At 33.7% G+C, this 17,230-nt stretch carries 14 protein-coding genes; 5 read left to right on the top strand and 9 right to left on the bottom strand.

Features of this window, described 5'->3' with window-relative positions; genetic code table 11:
- The first annotated feature begins 401 nt into the window (after positions 1 to 401).
- Together NZ698_RS16905 and NZ698_RS16900 are read left to right on the top strand one after the other, a co-directional pair.
- Positions 402 to 887 (top strand): hypothetical protein, encoded by a 486-nt coding sequence (locus NZ698_RS16905; protein WP_263004387.1) that lies wholly within the window; start codon positions 402 to 404, stop codon positions 885 to 887.
- A gap of 255 nt (positions 888 to 1,142) precedes the next feature.
- A complete protein-coding gene (locus tag NZ698_RS16900; RefSeq protein ID WP_263004386.1) occupies positions 1,143 to 1,499 on the top strand; it encodes a hypothetical protein in 357 nt (118 codons plus the stop codon).
- A gap of 70 nt (positions 1,500 to 1,569) precedes the next feature.
- On the opposite strand, the gene NZ698_RS16895 is transcribed toward NZ698_RS16900, so the two are convergent.
- The 7 genes from NZ698_RS16895 to NZ698_RS16865 all read right to left on the bottom strand — a co-directional run bounded on the left by NZ698_RS16895 (position 1,570) and on the right by NZ698_RS16865 (position 8,707).
- Positions 1,570 to 4,383: a beta strand repeat-containing protein gene (locus NZ698_RS16895; protein ID WP_263004385.1), complete on the bottom strand. Its 2,814-nt coding sequence runs from the start codon at positions 4,381 to 4,383 to the stop codon at positions 1,570 to 1,572.
- A 127-nt stretch (positions 4,384 to 4,510) separates the two neighbouring features.
- A complete protein-coding gene (locus NZ698_RS16890; RefSeq protein WP_263004384.1) occupies positions 4,511 to 5,227 on the bottom strand; it encodes a phage tail-like protein in 717 nt (238 codons plus the stop codon).
- A gap of 44 nt (positions 5,228 to 5,271) precedes the next feature.
- Positions 5,272 to 6,060, bottom strand: a complete 789-nt coding sequence (locus NZ698_RS16885) for a phage tail-like protein (protein ID WP_263004383.1) — start codon at positions 6,058 to 6,060, stop codon at positions 5,272 to 5,274.
- Positions 6,057 to 6,881, bottom strand: coding sequence for a phage tail-like protein (locus NZ698_RS16880; protein ID WP_263004382.1), 825 nt, complete (start codon positions 6,879 to 6,881; stop codon positions 6,057 to 6,059). Before NZ698_RS16880 ends, NZ698_RS16885 begins: the two co-directional genes overlap by 4 nt.
- 2 nt (positions 6,882 to 6,883) lie before the next feature.
- Entirely contained in the window at positions 6,884 to 7,780 is an 897-nt protein-coding gene (locus NZ698_RS16875; RefSeq protein ID WP_263004381.1) for a phage tail-like protein, read from the bottom strand.
- Positions 7,781 to 7,921: 141 nt separating this feature from the next.
- Positions 7,922 to 8,242 carry a helix-turn-helix domain-containing protein gene (locus NZ698_RS16870; RefSeq protein ID WP_263004380.1) on the bottom strand — a complete coding sequence of 107 codons (321 nt, stop codon included), beginning with the start codon at positions 8,240 to 8,242 and terminating at the stop codon, positions 7,922 to 7,924.
- Positions 8,243 to 8,269: 27 nt separating this feature from the next.
- On the bottom strand, positions 8,270 to 8,707 hold the full coding sequence (locus NZ698_RS16865) for a transposase (RefSeq protein WP_263004379.1): 438 nt from the start codon (positions 8,705 to 8,707) through the stop codon (positions 8,270 to 8,272).
- Positions 8,708 to 9,438: 731 nt separating this feature from the next.
- Here NZ698_RS16865 and NZ698_RS16860 point away from each other — a divergent pair.
- Complete coding sequence (locus NZ698_RS16860) at positions 9,439 to 11,073, top strand: response regulator transcription factor (RefSeq protein ID WP_263004378.1); 1,635 nt, start codon at positions 9,439 to 9,441, stop codon at positions 11,071 to 11,073.
- A 16-nt stretch (positions 11,074 to 11,089) separates the two neighbouring features.
- The gene (locus NZ698_RS16855) at positions 11,090 to 12,646 is read left to right on the top strand and encodes a tetratricopeptide repeat protein (RefSeq protein ID WP_263004377.1); all 1,557 of its coding nucleotides are present in this window, start codon (positions 11,090 to 11,092) and stop codon (positions 12,644 to 12,646) included.
- A gap of 1,413 nt (positions 12,647 to 14,059) precedes the next feature.
- Here NZ698_RS16855 and NZ698_RS16850 read toward each other — a convergent pair.
- The gene (locus tag NZ698_RS16850; protein ID WP_263004376.1) at positions 14,060 to 14,770 is read right to left on the bottom strand and encodes a hypothetical protein; all 711 of its coding nucleotides are present in this window, start codon (positions 14,768 to 14,770) and stop codon (positions 14,060 to 14,062) included.
- 169 nt (positions 14,771 to 14,939) lie between these two features.
- Positions 14,940 to 16,457, bottom strand: coding sequence for a TROVE domain-containing protein (locus NZ698_RS16845; RefSeq protein ID WP_263004375.1), 1,518 nt, complete (start codon positions 16,455 to 16,457; stop codon positions 14,940 to 14,942).
- 307 nt (positions 16,458 to 16,764) lie between these two features.
- On the opposite strand from NZ698_RS16845, the gene NZ698_RS16840 reads away from it, so the two are divergent.
- Positions 16,765 to 17,211 (top strand): VOC family protein, encoded by a 447-nt coding sequence (locus NZ698_RS16840; RefSeq protein WP_263004373.1) that lies wholly within the window; start codon positions 16,765 to 16,767, stop codon positions 17,209 to 17,211.
- The last annotated feature ends 19 nt before the right edge of the window (positions 17,212 to 17,230 follow it).

Genomic DNA, 17,230 nt, shown 5'->3' with positions numbered 1-17,230 from the left:
ATTGAAAACATATCTAAATGACTGAGGAGCGTTCCTTGTGAAAGTTAATAATCTGAGAATTTGCAAAAATTATTATTCGAAAAAGTCATCAGAAACAGAAATATATAAACTAAAAAGCAGCAGTATATCTCTAAGAAATATAACAAGAGATTTATTGAATTTTAAAGTTACAAAGCTTATAAAAAGAATACCAATCTATAAATAACCCAACTGACAAAAAAAGTTTTAGAAATCAGAAATGGTGGGTTTCAATCGTATATTCTAAACACTCCAGGAATTAAAAATGATTGATATTTTATTTAAATAAACACATTACATTGTTAAAAATAATATAAAATGAAAAATATATAAAAATTAATTTTTATTTTTGATGCCTTAACACATTAAAAAAAATTATTCTTATGGGAAACATTACCGAGAACAAACTCAACACTGTCATTACGACAAGCGATCTTTCAGCAATCAATGATGCTATTTCCTCAATAAGCAGCAAATTGCCTGCAGGAAGCCTGACTGATGATCAGCGTGCAACCCTGAAATCAATCAATGTCAGTAATAAGATTTTTGTAGAAGACGTCATCACCGAAACTACTGTCAATGGCAGTGAAATTATTCCTTCATTTGTTCAGACAGCAAATATACAGACTGACATTACATTGTTTGATCAGTTAGACACTATTGAATCCGGAATCAATACGCTTCTTCAAAAAATATCCGACCTCAAACGAATTGCAGGAGATGAAGCTTACACAGGCGCATTGGTTTGTTATCGTCTTTTTGAAGGAGCCAATACAGCAGGGATCAATTCTGCGAAACAATCCTATGAAAAACTCAGAGCACGCTTCGACGCACAGGGAAATACAGGCAGACCTTTGGATCAGATATAATCATACAGCCGGCAATAGCCGGTTTTTTTTATTATTTAATTTTAAAAATGGACTCAATATCATATTAAATGAAATTTTTACACCATCAAACTAAAGTTATATCATATAAAATTAATTTTCAAACAATAAATGCAATTTAAATTCTATAAGTAATCAATAGAATTACCGATAATATTAATTTTATTAATCAGCAATAGAATTTATACTACTAAATATTGAATTTCCTTATAGAAAAAATGAAAATTTCAACTAACAATGCCCTATAGAATGGAAGATAACAAACAAACCTTACATATCGGACAGGTGCTAAAAGCACACATCGACAGAAATAAAATTTCGAAAAGTGCACTGGCACGGTATATAGGTAAAGATCCGGGAGTCATACTTCATTACCAGAAAAGAGAATCTTTACAATTATCTGTTTTATGGGAACTCAGCCTTGCCGTAAAACATAATTTCTTTTCAGATATTGCTTCAAAACTGCCAACTGAATTTAGCACAGATGTTCCCAAAGACCAGAGTAAGGATATCCGAATCAGTGAACTTGAGCGTGAGATAGAAATTTTAAAGGCAGAAAAAAATATGCTGTTACAGGTCTTGCAAAATAAATAGGATCTGTACTATAAAAAAACAGCCTTCCCCATAATGAGGAAGGCTGTTTCAATTAAATCACTTATTTCATTTATTTTCCTGCTTTCGATCTCAGTGAAGGATTGATCCATGAGCAGTTTTTTAAATTAACCGTCACTGCGAGGCGTGAACTTTCGCAACCTCCCGCTATCGTTTGAGTAGCATAATAAGTTGCACCATTTGTAAGTACTGTAGATGTAGGAAGCACTGTGGTAGTAGTTGCATCTGCATACCACTTGATGTTTGTTCCTGTGATTACAACACTTGCCAAAGTGGTAAAGTTGGTAGCACAAATATTTTGGTTTGCTGCAGCTGTTGGCTGTGCACTGTAGCCATTAACCACAATTTCTTGGGTATGTACCGTTGTGTTTCCAGATCCGTCTGTCGCCGTCCAGGTTCTGGTGATGGTAGACTGTCCTGCTGCCGGTGTATTGACCGCAGTAGTTTCCGTTGGTACTACTGTTGCCGTTCCACAATTGTCTGCAGCCAAAAGCGTAGGTGCAACCGGGATTGCGTTGCAATTCACTGTTGTATTTGCCGGTAAAGTGGCAGCAACCTGAGTATTTGCAATATGCTCAAAACTCATATCTGTGATATCATTATTAGCGGTGTTTGAACTCGAAGTGGTAGGCATAGTATAAACAAGAACTATCGAATCGATTGGTCCCGGAATATCAACATTTACACCTCCTTGTCTTGTACTATCACCAAAACCTCCGCCGACACCAGTAAGTGAAGCATTGGGTGTACCGCTATTTGCAACCGTAACCTTTTGTGACGTTGTAGACAAAGGCGTTAATGTTACATTTTGCAGAACACCGTTGTTATACGCTAGAAAAGCAATCTGTATACCTCCATCCACATCATACATTGCAAATTTCAAATTTTGGATCTTCTGTGGAAAAGTAAGCGTATTGGTTCTGTTTATATCAGTACTAGCTAACAACTTCAAAGCGTTTCCAGTACTATTGTAAGGCACAGGAGTACCAGTAGGAGCAGTAATTCCGATATAATCAATTGTACCAGCAACAGATTGATTTATCGTTACCATTGCAGCGCCTGAACCGAAAGATTGCGGAAAAGTAGCAGGCAAAGTAGCAGTTGTAGGTGCCGTATCAAAATCGATCACATCACTCACTACTTGTGTACCGGTAGATGCTACAAAAACCGGTGCTACTGTATCCTGAACGGTGACAGCAATTGAGTTTGAATTGGCAGAAGTACAGCCATTTTCTGTTTCAACTACATAATACGTTCCTGTGGAGGTTGCTACATATTGTTGGTTTGTAGCTCCGGCAATTATGCCAAAAGCATTGTACCATTGGTATGTTGTTGCAGGAGATGCAGTTAGCACTACACTAGCTCCCGGACAAACAGTTGTAGGGCCTGTAGCCAGAATAACTGCAGTTGGTGTCGGAGCTATAAAGATAAAAAATGTTTGAATTGCAGAAGTATCTACCCCACCGAAGGCGGTTCCTCCATCATCATGAAGTGCAACATTAACGGTAACAACCCCAGTGAAAGTACCTGAAAGTGTATATGTTAAATTTCCGCTAGGATCAATTGCGGGTTGTGCAGAGAAAGCCGAATTACTAGTATTGGTAACAATAAAATTAAGCATCTGACTAGACTCATCAGCAGGACCTTTGCTAATTGAAGTTGCCCAACCGTTAACCGTTTGCGGAGTTGTGACACATTGTGCGATATTCTGATTGGCACCTTTTACAAATGAGGGCACATCATTAACGGGAACCACTTTTATGGTACTCGTAGAAATATTAGATGGTAACAAAGTAACTGCATCAGTAACCTGCACATTGATGATTCGGTCTGGAGATGTAGTAACTATTGGATTATTATCCTGAAATGTAATAGCTTTGATAAAAGATTCATATGCGGCTTTCGTTGCAACACTTGTCATCGCGATTGAAGAACCATTGTTTGTATATGAAATACCCCCAAACGTTCCGTTTCCTGTAAGTCCATTGACCAATAATCGGTCATTAGACTGTGGATTAGTCAATGTCACAGTTCCTGATGCGATATTGGTGCTGTTTGCATCCCAAACGGAAGTTGTAGAACTTGCAATTGTGACACCCACACCATCTTCATAATAAGTATTTGTGTAGTTACCCGCCGTTGCATATTTATTAAGTTTTACATTGTCGAATACAAAATCATCCATAAAATTAGTCACTGGATTAAGATTCGCAGTACGAAAAGTAAATTCTAAATCTCCATTGGCAGGTGTAGTAGTTGGTAAATCGATGATCCAGTTTTGGAAGGGGCTGAACTTAACGACATTATTAGGAGGACCAGTAATGACTGTCCGGTTTCCAGTTGCTCCATTAGAATAAGTGATAGCTGCGTTAGTATTAAATCCTGCACCAGTATTTACTACGGCATATAAAACACCTCCAACGCGAATTTGTATTTCAGCAAAAAATCCACCGGGACTTGCATTCATATTGGCCTGACCCCAGCAAATATCTAAAGATAACTGTGCGCCTCCATTTTTACTTGGGCCGTAGTTTAAACCTGTTAAACCAGTCTGAGTAAGTGTTGCTCCAGAAGTGGTACCATCTCTTTCCCAATAAACCAAATTTTTTCCATCAGGAAAATTAACCGGATCACCACCAAAATAAGGATAATTAGGAACTGCTGTCCATCCTGCAAACATCGTTGCCGAAGAGGGTCCTGTAGCTGGTGATGAGTTTATAAAAGCGCCATTCGTAATTACGTCAGGAGCTGCAGAGTTGATATTAACAACCGGAGGATATGTCTGTCCCTGTAAATGATCACTGTTCGCAAAGAGAACTGTCATCAAAAACAGCAATTTGGCTTTTAAAAATATATTTAATTTCATAATGTTTGTATTTAAGGTTGCTCTTTTCAAGCTCTCAATAAGTAATGTAGTTTTGGGTAACTACAACCTTGTATAGTAAATGTTCTTTCATTATTAAAAAAATGTACTTCAAGGTTTCTTTCTTTTCTTATCTGATCTTAAATACAATATTCATAAAGGTTTTCTCAGTAACCACAGCCGAAGGCAAAATCTGATAGGTTAAAATACCGGTATCACTAAGAGTGATCGTGTTTGGGTCAAATACCGTATTGTCAAAATAGATCACGAAGTATTCTAAAGCAGAAGCTCCAAGTACAGGTAATGTAGTTGAGGTTGCACTTTTAATTGAAGATCTTGTAGCTACTGTACCACTGTCTGTCAATCCATACTCATTGCTGTAAGCAGAATATAGATTGATGGTAAAAGTTCCGCCACTGAAAGATGCGTAAGAAGGCAGGTTTGCATTTACTGTCGGCAAAACCATTGACGGTGCATAGAAGTAATTGATCCCGGTAGTCGCACCGCTGGAAACAGATTGCCAAAGAGTACCGTCAAAATAGTAGTATCCAATTGCCGTAATTTTTACCCTTTGGCTAAGCGCATCTCCACCAGAGATATCTGTAATGTAAACCAAAGCACCTTTTTGATCGGTTCCGTAAAGGGAATTTCCTTTGCTGGTAAGCTCTGCACGGGTAAGGCGAGGTGCCTGTAAACCTGTAATGTCTGAAGGAAGTGAAATTCCTCCGGCATCAGTTTTACCTCTTACATCCATAGAAGATTTTGGTGATTCTGTGTTAACCCCAACTTGAGCCTGAATTGCAGATGTAGCTGCGATAAAAGCAGTAATTAATAATTGTTTTTTCATCTTAATTGCTTTTGTTTTATTTATTTATTTTCTTACATTTTTACTTAGAGAAATTTATAGAAACTTGCAACAATGCCGGCATTACCTACGTTGGTTGCCGAAGAATTTGAAGCTCCATTATTATGTCTTAATCTTAATCTTACTACAGTAGTTGCTGCAAGAGTTAAAACAAAAGAATATCTGTAGCCCTGAATACCTCCGTTTATAGTACCTACTCCACTGACTATGGAGGAAACCTTTTCATCTGTCAAAAGATTAGGGGTTGCCGCATTATCTTCAATAACGGCACTGATCACATAGAGATGATTACCCGAAACAAACGCTGTAGAATTACCTGATGTAGGACAAGCACCGTCAAAGCTAACATCAATTTTATAAGTTCCTGCAGGTAAACTAATGTCTGAGCCTCCACTGAAAGTAACCCCAGAAATCGTATTTATAATTCCAGTTGCATCAAAGGAAATAATGCTACTCGCATTTGCACCAGATGCAATCGCCACGGCACTTCCTTTTTTTTCTACTTTTAAAATCTGATCATACTCAGTATTTACAGACAGTCTTTCCCATTGAACACCTGTCCAATAATAATTTCCTTTCGGAAATGCTCCGCCAGTATTATAGATGATTGATCCTTCTGCCGGAGATGCCACGGGAGAAGACGTGTCTGACAAACTTGCCAGAGAATACTGAGGAATCAAAACACCTCTGTTTGGAGAAGTGATATCTAATGCAGAAGAAGCATCAGGACTTTGAATATTGATACCAACTTGCCCCGTGAACATATTGATACCAAAAAAAACTATGGCTAAAATTAATACTTTTGGACGTATCATAATTTTGAACTTTGAACGTGAATAAATGAATTTAAAACTGTAATTCTACCGTTGTTTGGTGTGTTTCCACCAACTGTATTTGTATAAGTGCCGCCAGAAGCATGAGCCAGATTCAGCACAAAAGAAGTGGTGGTAGTAACTGACACAGTGAATAGAAAACTCACCGAATGTTGTTTTGGAAGCGTGGAAGCACTAGAGTTTGAAGTCTGATTTTCTTTAACTATGTTACCGTAAATTGTTGCTGGTGATGTACTGTCAACTAATTTTGCAACATAGTTATGAAGGTGTGTTCTGGTTGTATTTCCAATTCCGGCACTTGGATTTTCATCAGGTACTTGAATGCTTAAAACTGCCTGTATAGAATAATTACCCGGCGGAACCGTAACGACACCAGTTACAGGGTTATATGAAGCACCTGCAATACTGTTGAATGTTGTACTACCTCCAACTACAGGCTCATAAATATTGTTAGCCAATCCGGCAAGCATAATAGTAGAGCTTGTATTTCTTACAAGTAAATTTGCGACTGAATTTTCTTTGGTTGCCAGCAAGCTCCAGGAGCCATTATTCCAGATATAATAACCTTTCGGAACAACTGTCCCGATATTGTAAACAATCAAACCTTCCACAGGATTTGCAACAGGTGTCGTAATGCTCAATAAACTTGTAATATTTACCCTAGGTGGTAAAAAAGCTTTATTTTTACTGTTAGACAGTTCTAATACTGCGGAATTATCGACAGAAGTAATGTCAATTCCGACCTGAGCGAAAACTATCTGATTAAAAATCATCATTATTGTAGTGACTATTATCTTTTTCATAGTTATTTTAGTTTTATTAATTTAATAATAGTACCACTCGCTAGAACATTCACCAAGTCCAGATGAGATGATCCTGTTTTTCTTCCAAGTTTTAAAGTAAGCGACAAATATTCGGTGTTATTTGCGGACGAAAAAATATGCTGAAAGGTTACTCTGTGCTCTTCAGGACTCAATTTTGACAGTGTGGAACCTTCCGTTCTTTCATAAAAAGAAAAAGCACTGACTGTATTAGCAGCAGGATTGTATGGCTGCACATATAAATCACTGTAATATCCCATGTTCCAATACGTTCCTGAGAGAGCAGTTCCCCTACCAGCGTCTGGAGTCGGAGCGTTCAGCAGGTATGAAATTTCAATTTTATAAACACCAGGTCCTACTATAATGTCCCAATGAGAACCGCTTCCGCTACTGGTATCATAAGGTTGTAAAACGGTTGTACCAAGTCTAAAACTTAGCCCAGGAATATATCCAGATGTAATAATATTATAATTGTTCGCTGCAGGACCGTTCACCAAATAATCATCATGACCAGGATCTCGATTATTCAACTTGGAAACATCATTGATCAAACCAATTGTAGCAACTTTGGGAGTTTCCTTAAAATAAAGTTGCTGGTTCCAGCCGCCTGTTCCTGAGTTTGCAGCAGAATCCCAAGAGTACAGAGATTTGTTCAGTACAGTACCTGAATTGTAAACTAACAATCCATCTTTTGGAACCGCAGTAATGGGTCCTTTTAAAGTTTTATCAGTAATATTTACTCTGGGAAATAAAACTCCTTTACTTGTACTATAAACATCAAGAATCGAAGATGCATCGGGTGTGTCTGTATTAATTCCGACTTGCCCATAAATGACACTGGAAAACAATACAAGAAATGTAATAATTAATAAATTTTTCATCATATCTATTATTTTTAAAAAGTAATTATCAAAGTTTTTTTTAGTAAATTTTCATTTTTACTTTAAAACCCTATCGTTCACATACATAGTTGAGCATAAATTATCTAATGTTTTATGTAAACCTGCACTTATAATTCTGATCTAAATATTGCTGTACTGATAGATCTTTTTCCATTTTGCAATCGTATTTCTGCTGATTTTATAATGATTGCTCAGTTCTATATTAGTAAGGTTATTTTCTTTCTGATGATTCAGAACAATTTTTATGGTTGTTTCATCGTAAGATTTAAGTTTCTGATTGTCAACAAAATTGCTATTACCAAATAATGCTCTCTCAACTTCAAAAATGTCATTGGCCATTTTTATATTTTTTATCTTTTGAAGTAAGGCATCGGAAACCAGATTCTCTTTCTTTCTATATTTTATCAGATCCAAGTATATCTTGGTATAATTCGGCTTCATCTATATACAGTTTTTTTGATTATTGAATTATTCTTTTTCCGTATCCTGCTTTCGCATCCACTTGTAAATTGTCGTCTTTGGTATATTATATTCCTTAATGATATCTGATAAAGTTTTCTGATTGGTATTGACCAATTCTAAAATATATTCTTTAATTTCCTTCGTGTATACATTTTTCCTAAACTGTATGTCCTCACTTTTTTTAAGGTTCTTATTATTTTTGGTCTGACTGATACTTGCAAAAAGCATAAGATGCGTAACATAGGGTCTGAAAAAATCGTATTCAGCAAGCTTGCTCCATTTCAAGATAAGATCAGACTCCAGACTTTTCTGTTCAAACATTCTGAAAACCTCACGCTCGTCAATTTTAAAAAAATTACAAATTCTGGGTATCGTTATTTCTCTCTCCTCTATTACTTCTTTAATAATGTTTCCAATGTGGATGTCTTTAACGTTTATCTTCATTACTATCTTGAACTTGGTGAAAAATATTTTCTTTCAGTTTAAAGGCCTTCTTATTTTTCTCTAAAGAAGGCCGTTAAAAAAAGTATATATAAATTTTGTGTTTTTAATAAAAGCAGGTTCCTCACATTACCAAAACCAATCTGCACATTTAAGGTTCATTACTTTTGCAATAATTTTGATTTGACAAATTAACGGCCTTCTTTTGCTTATTTTACTATACTACACATCCGAAATTCAGAATTTTACATATACATACTATTTTACAAAACCCTAAATATCAAATAATTACGACAAGAAAAGGACAAATTATTAGAAATTTTCTCATGACTATTTTTAATTTAAAAACAGCCCCCCAACAAGCCCTCTATTGTTATCCGTAAGCTCTAAAAACGAAATTTCTCAATTTAATAATCTTTAAAAAGTATCATAATTACGTTGCATATTCTTTAGTAATAACGCATAAACAACTGTTATTTAATTTTTATAAAAACAGGGTAAATTGTTAAAATACGTAGAAGATAATGACAGAAAAAATTAAGATTAAACGAGATTATTTAAACGCAGCATAGAATCAACATTTATTAGAATTTTTTCTATTTAAGTTTATAAAAAATATATATTTGTATAAGAATTTGTTTCTGTTCAAATTAAAAAATCAAACATCAAACACTATACAGTTAAAAAAGTAACTTAAACTTTTTGATTTGATGTTTGGAAAAAATTCTGATAAAATGAGCAGAATAAAATCTACATATTTTTCTCTTTCCGAAACTTTCTCATCTAAAGAAAAGAGGGGTAACTCTCGACATCAATACTATTTAAGTTTTTTACTTTTTTTTGTTCTGATCCTTTTTAATGCTCAGAAAAATACAAAGGATATCGATATTTTATTCACTAAAACGCAGTCATTAGAAATAAGACCTGCCGAAAAAGCAAAAGTAAGCTTTGAACTTCTAAAAAAAGCAACTGAAGCAAATGATGAGGATAAAATAAAATTTGCTCTGTATCATATCAGTTTATCATTTTTCAGATTAGGAAAGTATGCAGAATCTATAAAATATTGTGATAAAGTTCTTGAACGCAAAGGCAGTGACAAATATTTTTCTAAAAACCATGCCGTACGAAGAAAATCACTCTGTTATTACGAGTTAGGTCTGGACGAGAAATCTCTTGCAGAAAACAAGAAAGGTTTCGCAATGGCATCTGAAATGGATAAAAACACCGATGACTACCACATTATAAAAGGATTGCTATGGCGCGATAAGGCTGATCTTACTGATTCTGATGATTCCATATTAGATTATCACAGAAAATATCTTTCAGAATTGCTGAAATTAAAAAAGCCTTATCCCGGAATTGCCAGTATTTCCGGAGCTTATAATAATATTGCTTATGATTATCTGTATGTGAAAAAATATGATTCTGCGCTTTATTATTTAAAAAAAGCAGAATATAATGCCAATATTGATAAAGACAGCACGCATCTTATTTTTGTTTACAGGAATTTTGGAGAATATTATGAAGCAATACATCAACCCAAAGCGGCTATAAATCAATACACTAAAGGTTTTGAAATTGCTAAGAGCTACAAAGATTTTAAAATGGCTTTAGAAATGAGCGATTACATACGTGCTGCATATCTTAAAATTGGTGACAGAGAAAACAGTATTAAATATGATAAGATTTTCTTCCAACTCAAAGACAGTATGGATGTTACAAAGCGTAATGAGCTCAACCAGACGATAAAATTGATGGAAGATGACAGAACAAAAGAACTTGTGAAATCTGATCAAACGAAATACTGGATTATAGGTTGTATATTATTTCTTTTATTGGTTGTATCTTCATTTACACTTTATCAGTTTTATAAAAATAAAAAAGATTACAAAAACTTTACGAAAATCATTGCCGACCTGGAAAATAAATCAATACCTGTAGATCAGCAAATCTTTACGGAAACTGCAGCAGAACAGAATTTGATTACTTCAAACATTTCCGACGAAAAGGAAAACGTACTGCTGTCAAAACTTAAAAGCTTTGAAAGAAAAGAGCAATATTTATCTCCGGAAATCAACCTCGCATCTTTATCTGCCAATTTCAATACGAATGTCAATTATCTGTCAAAAGTAATTAAAAAACATAAGGATAATAACTTCAACGGATATATTAATGAACTAAGAATCAATTACATCAACAATAAACTGAAAGAAAATCCGGAATATCATACTTATAAAATATCATATTTGGCAGAAGAATGCGGATATAATTCTTATAGTTACTTTGTAAATATTTTTAAACAGCAAACCGGATTGACGCCTTCAAAATTTATTGATTATCTAAAGAAAGAACAGTCAAAAAAAAATTAATTTAAAAAATATAAATTTGAATATAAAATTCTACTTCTTAGTGCTTGTAGCATTTTTTTTAAAAACGAATGCACAACTGTACGCTCCCGACACAATTGATAGTCTGATTACTAAGGCTTCTAAATTAACTGATAAAAGTAAATCTATATTTATCATTTCAGAAATTTATAATCAATCTGATAAAATCAATTACGGTAAAGGCAAAATGAGATCTTTGTTTTATCTGATCTCAGATTATAATTATATAGGAAATGAAAAAAAAGCGTTAGAACTTTCTAACAAACTTCTCGAAGTAGCAAAAAAAGAAAAAAACTACTTGTATGAAGTTAGAGCACTGATCAAATTAGCAAATATTTATGCTAACTCCAATTTTTATAACAAAACAGAAGAAACTATTGAGAAGGCATTATCTGCAAGTAAAAATCTTGAGGGTGATGATTATTATACGGCAGTTGCTAATATTTATAGATGTAAATCAATATTTGAAGAGCTCAAAAATAATCTTACAAAGCAATTGATTTATGATAAAATAGCATTACAGTACTGTTTAAAAATTAATAGTGAAAAGGTAAGACAGAATGAGCTTGTTACTCAATATACTAATCTTGCATCTTCTTATTCAGACCTTGAAAAAAGTGATTCCGCAATATACTATTCCAGGCATGCTGTTACTATTTCTAAGAAAATTAACACTCCGGTAACAGAAGCAAATGCCTTATTCGGAATGGCACGAACCTATTATTCAGCCAACAAAAATGATAGCGCCATCTATTATTATAAAAAAGTTTTACCTCTAGTAATCAAACTAAAAAATCCAAATAAATTGTTGATTATTTACGAAAATATGTCGTTTATGTATGAAGAATTGGGTGACACCAAAAATTTTATGATTTACAATACTAAGGCATTAGAACAATTTAATAGCAATCAGGTAAATAAAAAAAAATTAATAGATAGTGTTTCAAACCAAATTTTATTGGATAAACAAAAAGAGCAGGATGCTAAAGTTTACATTATTATTTCAGGTTTTGCAATTCTCATTATCATCATCATATTTTTCAGTGTAAAATTGATGATCCGCTACAAAAAAATAAAAGAGCTCAAAAGAATCACAGAAATCGGATTGATTGAAAAATACGAAAAGCAACTTCAGGAAAAATTAGAAATCAGAAATAGTGAAAAAGAAATAACTACAGTTTCTAATATTTCCGACGAGAAAGAAAACGAACTCCTTAAAAAACTTAATAATTTTGAAAAAAAGGAACAATATCTTTCTCAGGAAATCAGTTTAAGTTCTATCTCCGCAACATTCAATACAAATGTCAATTATCTTTCAAAAATTATTAAAAAACATAAGGATAATAATTTCAATGGTTACATCAACGAATTAAGAATCAACTACATCACGCAAAAACTCAGAACCAATCCTGAATATCTCAATTATAAAATAGCTTATCTTGCCGAAGAGTGCGGTTTCAGTTCGTACAGTTATTTCGTGAATATTTTTAAACAGCAAACCGGATTAACTCCTTCGAAATTTATTGATTATCTTAAGAAAGAAACTATGGTTTAAAAGAAAAATAAGTCCTTAATAGATGGGAACTCATTTTACATCTGTCTGATTTATACTCAAACATTAAATAAAGGTAAAAAACGAGAAAAGAAGCGGGGCACGTTTTGCCGGAGTCGAACCGGATAATCTTGCCGGAATTACCTACTTCATTATTCCTCCCCAAATCTGGTGACGAAGTATCTTTTCTCTACGACACTTTATGTTTTAAAAACAAGGCAACAACCAAAAAGCGCATTGTCGTGCTCTAACCAGCTGAGCTACTTTTCCTTCAATTTTGTGTTTTTCGGAAAAGGCAGGACTTGAACCTGCGACCACGTCGGTGACAGCGAAGTAACGCTATTCTACGGCACTTGTTTATTGTTTTTTAATTAAATAAAGAGCCAAAAGCCAAGAAAACCTATATATAAACCATTTTCAGGTTTATTTTGGAGTTGAACCAAGATCATAAGATTTACCGAAGTAAGTTTTCTCTACGACACTCTTTATTTTATCACGGTAAATTTCATGTAGATATTCTCGGAGTCTTACGCTGTTAGACGACCGTTTTTTGTTACAGACAGGACTCGAACCTGTGTTACCGTTTGGAACGAAGTATTTCTACACTACGACACTTAATATTTTATTTTAAAAAGAGGCAACACATTGAAAGACTTCCCAATCTTTTCCAAGATCGTCCGGACTCGAACCGAAATTATACCAAGAAGTAAGCCTTTTCTACGGCACTCTTTATTTTTTAAATCAAGGTAAAATTGCAGAATCTTTCAGTTCATTTGCTCTACCGACTGAGCTACATTTCGTTTACAACAGAAAGGGCAGGAATCGAACCTGCGACCGAATGATTTAATATCGAAGTATGATTCTAGGACGACACTTGATTTTTATGATTAAATAATTTTAAAATCGAGCAAAAAATTTGAAAGAGACTTTTTTCAATTTGGATTCGAAGGAACTCTTTCTTACGGCATCGATAATTTTTTAAAGTAAGGTAAAAAATCAAACAGAGACTTACTGACAGAGCGCTACCATTTACGCCATCTCGGATTTCCGTGAACAGGACTCGAACCTGTATTGCTGTCCCCAAACGAAGAAATTCTGTTTTACGACACTTACTTTTTTAAGTTTTTATGGTTATTGTTTTTTGTTGAAGCAAAATTATTGTTGTAGTGCGCATTGTTTTTACGCAGTTAAAATTTATTTTTAATTAAAAACCAAGTAACAAATCATAAGAGTTTTGATTGTTTTTCGAATTTTAAGTTTGACGATGGAACTCTTATTTTACGACATTGGTTGTTTAAACCGAGCAATTTGCGAAAAGACTCTATATCAATTGGAAGTCGAAGGATTTCTTTTCTTACGGCATCGTTTTGTTTTTCAGGTCATTGCGAGGAACGAAGTAACAAAGCAATCTCAAAATTATTTTGAATAATCTTTTGCTCCATATTCTCCATCATATATTTTTCCAAAATTGTAAAAATTATTCATAATCATAATTTTAGGTAATTCTCCATGAAATTCATGAATAAATTGCCTTGAAATTGCAGACAAATATTTTTCAATTATTACGATTATGTAAGTATTTATTTTTTCTTGTAAGTTTTCCAAATACTCATCTGTAATTGTCAAATTATAATTAAATTTTTTCTTTATATCATTTTCAAAATCTTTCCAACTTTCTATGACATCTATATCTTTATTAGGATTATCTGTGATGACATCCATACAATGATAACGAGATTTTTCTCCAAATTTTGAAAGAATATTTAATAGTCTCTTCAAATCATCATTATTAGTTAAAAATTCAAAATCTAATAAAAATTGATTTTTGAAATCTTCTTTTTTAAAATAAAGCTCAGTTATATCTTTATGAAGTAATTCTAAATTATGACTATATTTTTTTATCTCTCTGTGATTAGGAAGTTTCTCATTTTTATCAAAATACGATAAACAAATATAAATTTTCAACCATCTTTCTATTCCTTGCGATAATAACTGAAGTGAAAGAAAATAATATTTATTATAAACTCCCATATTTTGTAATTCTTTTAAACCATAAATAATAAGTTTATATGAATTTTCAATTTCGTCTAAAATCGCAAAATGTTTATTGGTTTCAATAGTCTTCATAATTGTAACATTTATAATAGTTTATTTTTCCTAGCCCCGATTGCAACGACATCCTTTTTCTGAAATGGCTTTGAAAAAAAGCGTTGGCGAAAAAGATATAGTGGAAAGCGGGAAATAGCTCCTGAAAAAATTAATGGTTATTAGTATTTATTTTTAAAAGCAGTGCCTTTTACAGCACTACTTTTTTAATCATTTCTACTGCAGATTTTCGGTCTTCCAAAGCATTCAGTACATCGAAAATTTTGTCGGACCAACCTGCGATAAGATATACATCATTTTTTCTGACATCCAGCGGTTGTTTTCCGTAACCTGCCAAATCAAATATATACAATTTCGCATTTGGATTGATACTTTTGTATTGATTCCATGAATTTTCAAAAGAATTTCTACCACCGTTGCTATCCCAAAGCTGAGTATCGGTGAACAACATTACTTTATCCACTTTTTCACTTCTGTTCAGCAAATCTTCGATAACCAAATAACCGTTTGTGGAGTAACCAACCTCACCTTCGCGCTTGTAGAAGGCATCTACGTTTCTCAGAATACCGTTTTTAGGCATCGGAACTCTTTTCCAAGTATCACCAAACATACCTGAAATCACGTTTTTGCACTGTGACTGCAACATCATCGACATCAACAAACCGATATCGTACAACAAAACTTTAGATTTCGGAGAAACCGGCTGTTGCATTGAACCCGAAACGTCTGCCGCTATCACCACTGAAGTATCGAAACCAAAACCTTTGATATTTTTTGCACTCACCATTACTGCGTCTTCCAACGCTTCTAAAATTGAGGACAAATATGGTGAATCAATTGTTTTCAATTCTCTATACGCCGCCAAAAATCTGAATGGCAATTGTTTTGAATTTCTCACCGCTTTTTCATCCGACAAATAATTGCACACCTTGTACATTGCATCCGAAGAAACGTTGGCTTCCAGGATGTTTCGCAAGTTTCTCAACGTTGCCATATAACCCAGTTTGTTGCTGAAAATCAATTCTTCCCATTTGTTTTTGAAAGCCGAGTTTCTTTCTGCTTCGTCCGCAAATTTTGTCTGACCCAAAACGGAAAGTTCAACTTCCCAAGTGTATGGAGTTTCCAAGGCATCGTTGACGATTTTGTTGAAAATTGCTTGTTGATTTTCATCTTTTGCTTGTGGGTGAACCAAAAACAAGGCGTCTTTCAAAGTAACTTCAGCTTTCCTGTTGTATTTTGCGAATTGGTATTCATCAAATTTATTGAAAGATTTTACCAAACCTTTTTGGATTTGTTTTGAAAGTTTATTTAACTTTTTTATTTCTTTTCTATCGTTGGCTAATTGGTAATACGCCAGTAATTCTGTGATTTCGTCTGCTCTTTGGATCACTCCGTCAACGGTTTTGCTTACCAAGTCTGTACCTGAAGTCTGCTTCGCCAATTCGGTCGTCAAAACCAATGGAATGGAACGCAAATACATATCTTTTCTTGCATAAACTGCCAGTTTTGCAACGAATTCCGGATCATTTTTCTGAATCAAAGACTGTATTCTCGCCAATCTTTCATTTCCTTTTTCATAGGAAGTGTTTGATAATCCTGTTGTAACAACAGCACTGTATAGTTCTTCTGCAGGCGTCATTATGTACGCTTTTGCACCTTCGTAGTTGGTCACTACTCTATTTTCTTTTCTTAAAAAATTAAATTTCATGGTTACTGTTTTTTTGTTAAACATTAAGGAGGATTATCGCTTCCTCTCTGATTTCTAATGCAAAGTAAAGATGGTATTGCGCAGTTTTTTTGCGTAGTATTTATTTTTGTGAAAAAGTTTTATTTTTTCTGATTTCTCTAATTGCTGAATATTTTTAAAACATCATAATATCCATAAAGTTTGGTGTTGATTTTTTAAAGTCAATTAAAAATAAAATCTATTTATTATTTATTTTTAAATAAAGGAATTAATATTTTGAGACTTTTGGAAAACCGTTTTTTAGCTTTGTACATTAAAAATTTAAGCTATGATCAAAGGATTATATGAAACTCACGTTCAGGTAAGTAATTTAGAAAACTCAGTGAAATTTTATACTGAAGTGTTGGGATTGGAATTTGCTCACAAAGACGAAACCCGCCCGATTGCATTTTTATGGATCGGAAAAAATAAAGAATCGATGTTGGGTTTGTGGGAACAAAAGGAAAATTTACAGACAAGACATTTTGCTTTTTCTGCCGATAAAGAAGATATTTTAAATTATTCTGTTGAGTTTTTGAAAAATAAAAATTTAAAGCCTTACAACTTTTTAAAAGACGGAAGTGATGAACCCATGGTTTTTGCGTGGATGCCTGCGTTAGCGATTTATTTTAATGACCCGGATGGAAACCAATTAGAATTTATTTCGATTTTGGAAGGTGATGGAAAACCTGAGCTGGGAGTACTTTCTTATGAAAAGTGGCTGGAAAGAAAATAAAAAAACTCCCTGTAAAAGG

The sequence above is a fragment of the Chryseobacterium edaphi genome (genome assembly GCF_025628985.1).
In the GTDB taxonomy this organism is placed as follows: domain Bacteria; phylum Bacteroidota; class Bacteroidia; order Flavobacteriales; family Weeksellaceae; genus Chryseobacterium; species Chryseobacterium edaphi.
Note: the sequence above shows the minus strand (reverse complement) of the source record. Positions and strands in the feature narration are given on the sequence as shown.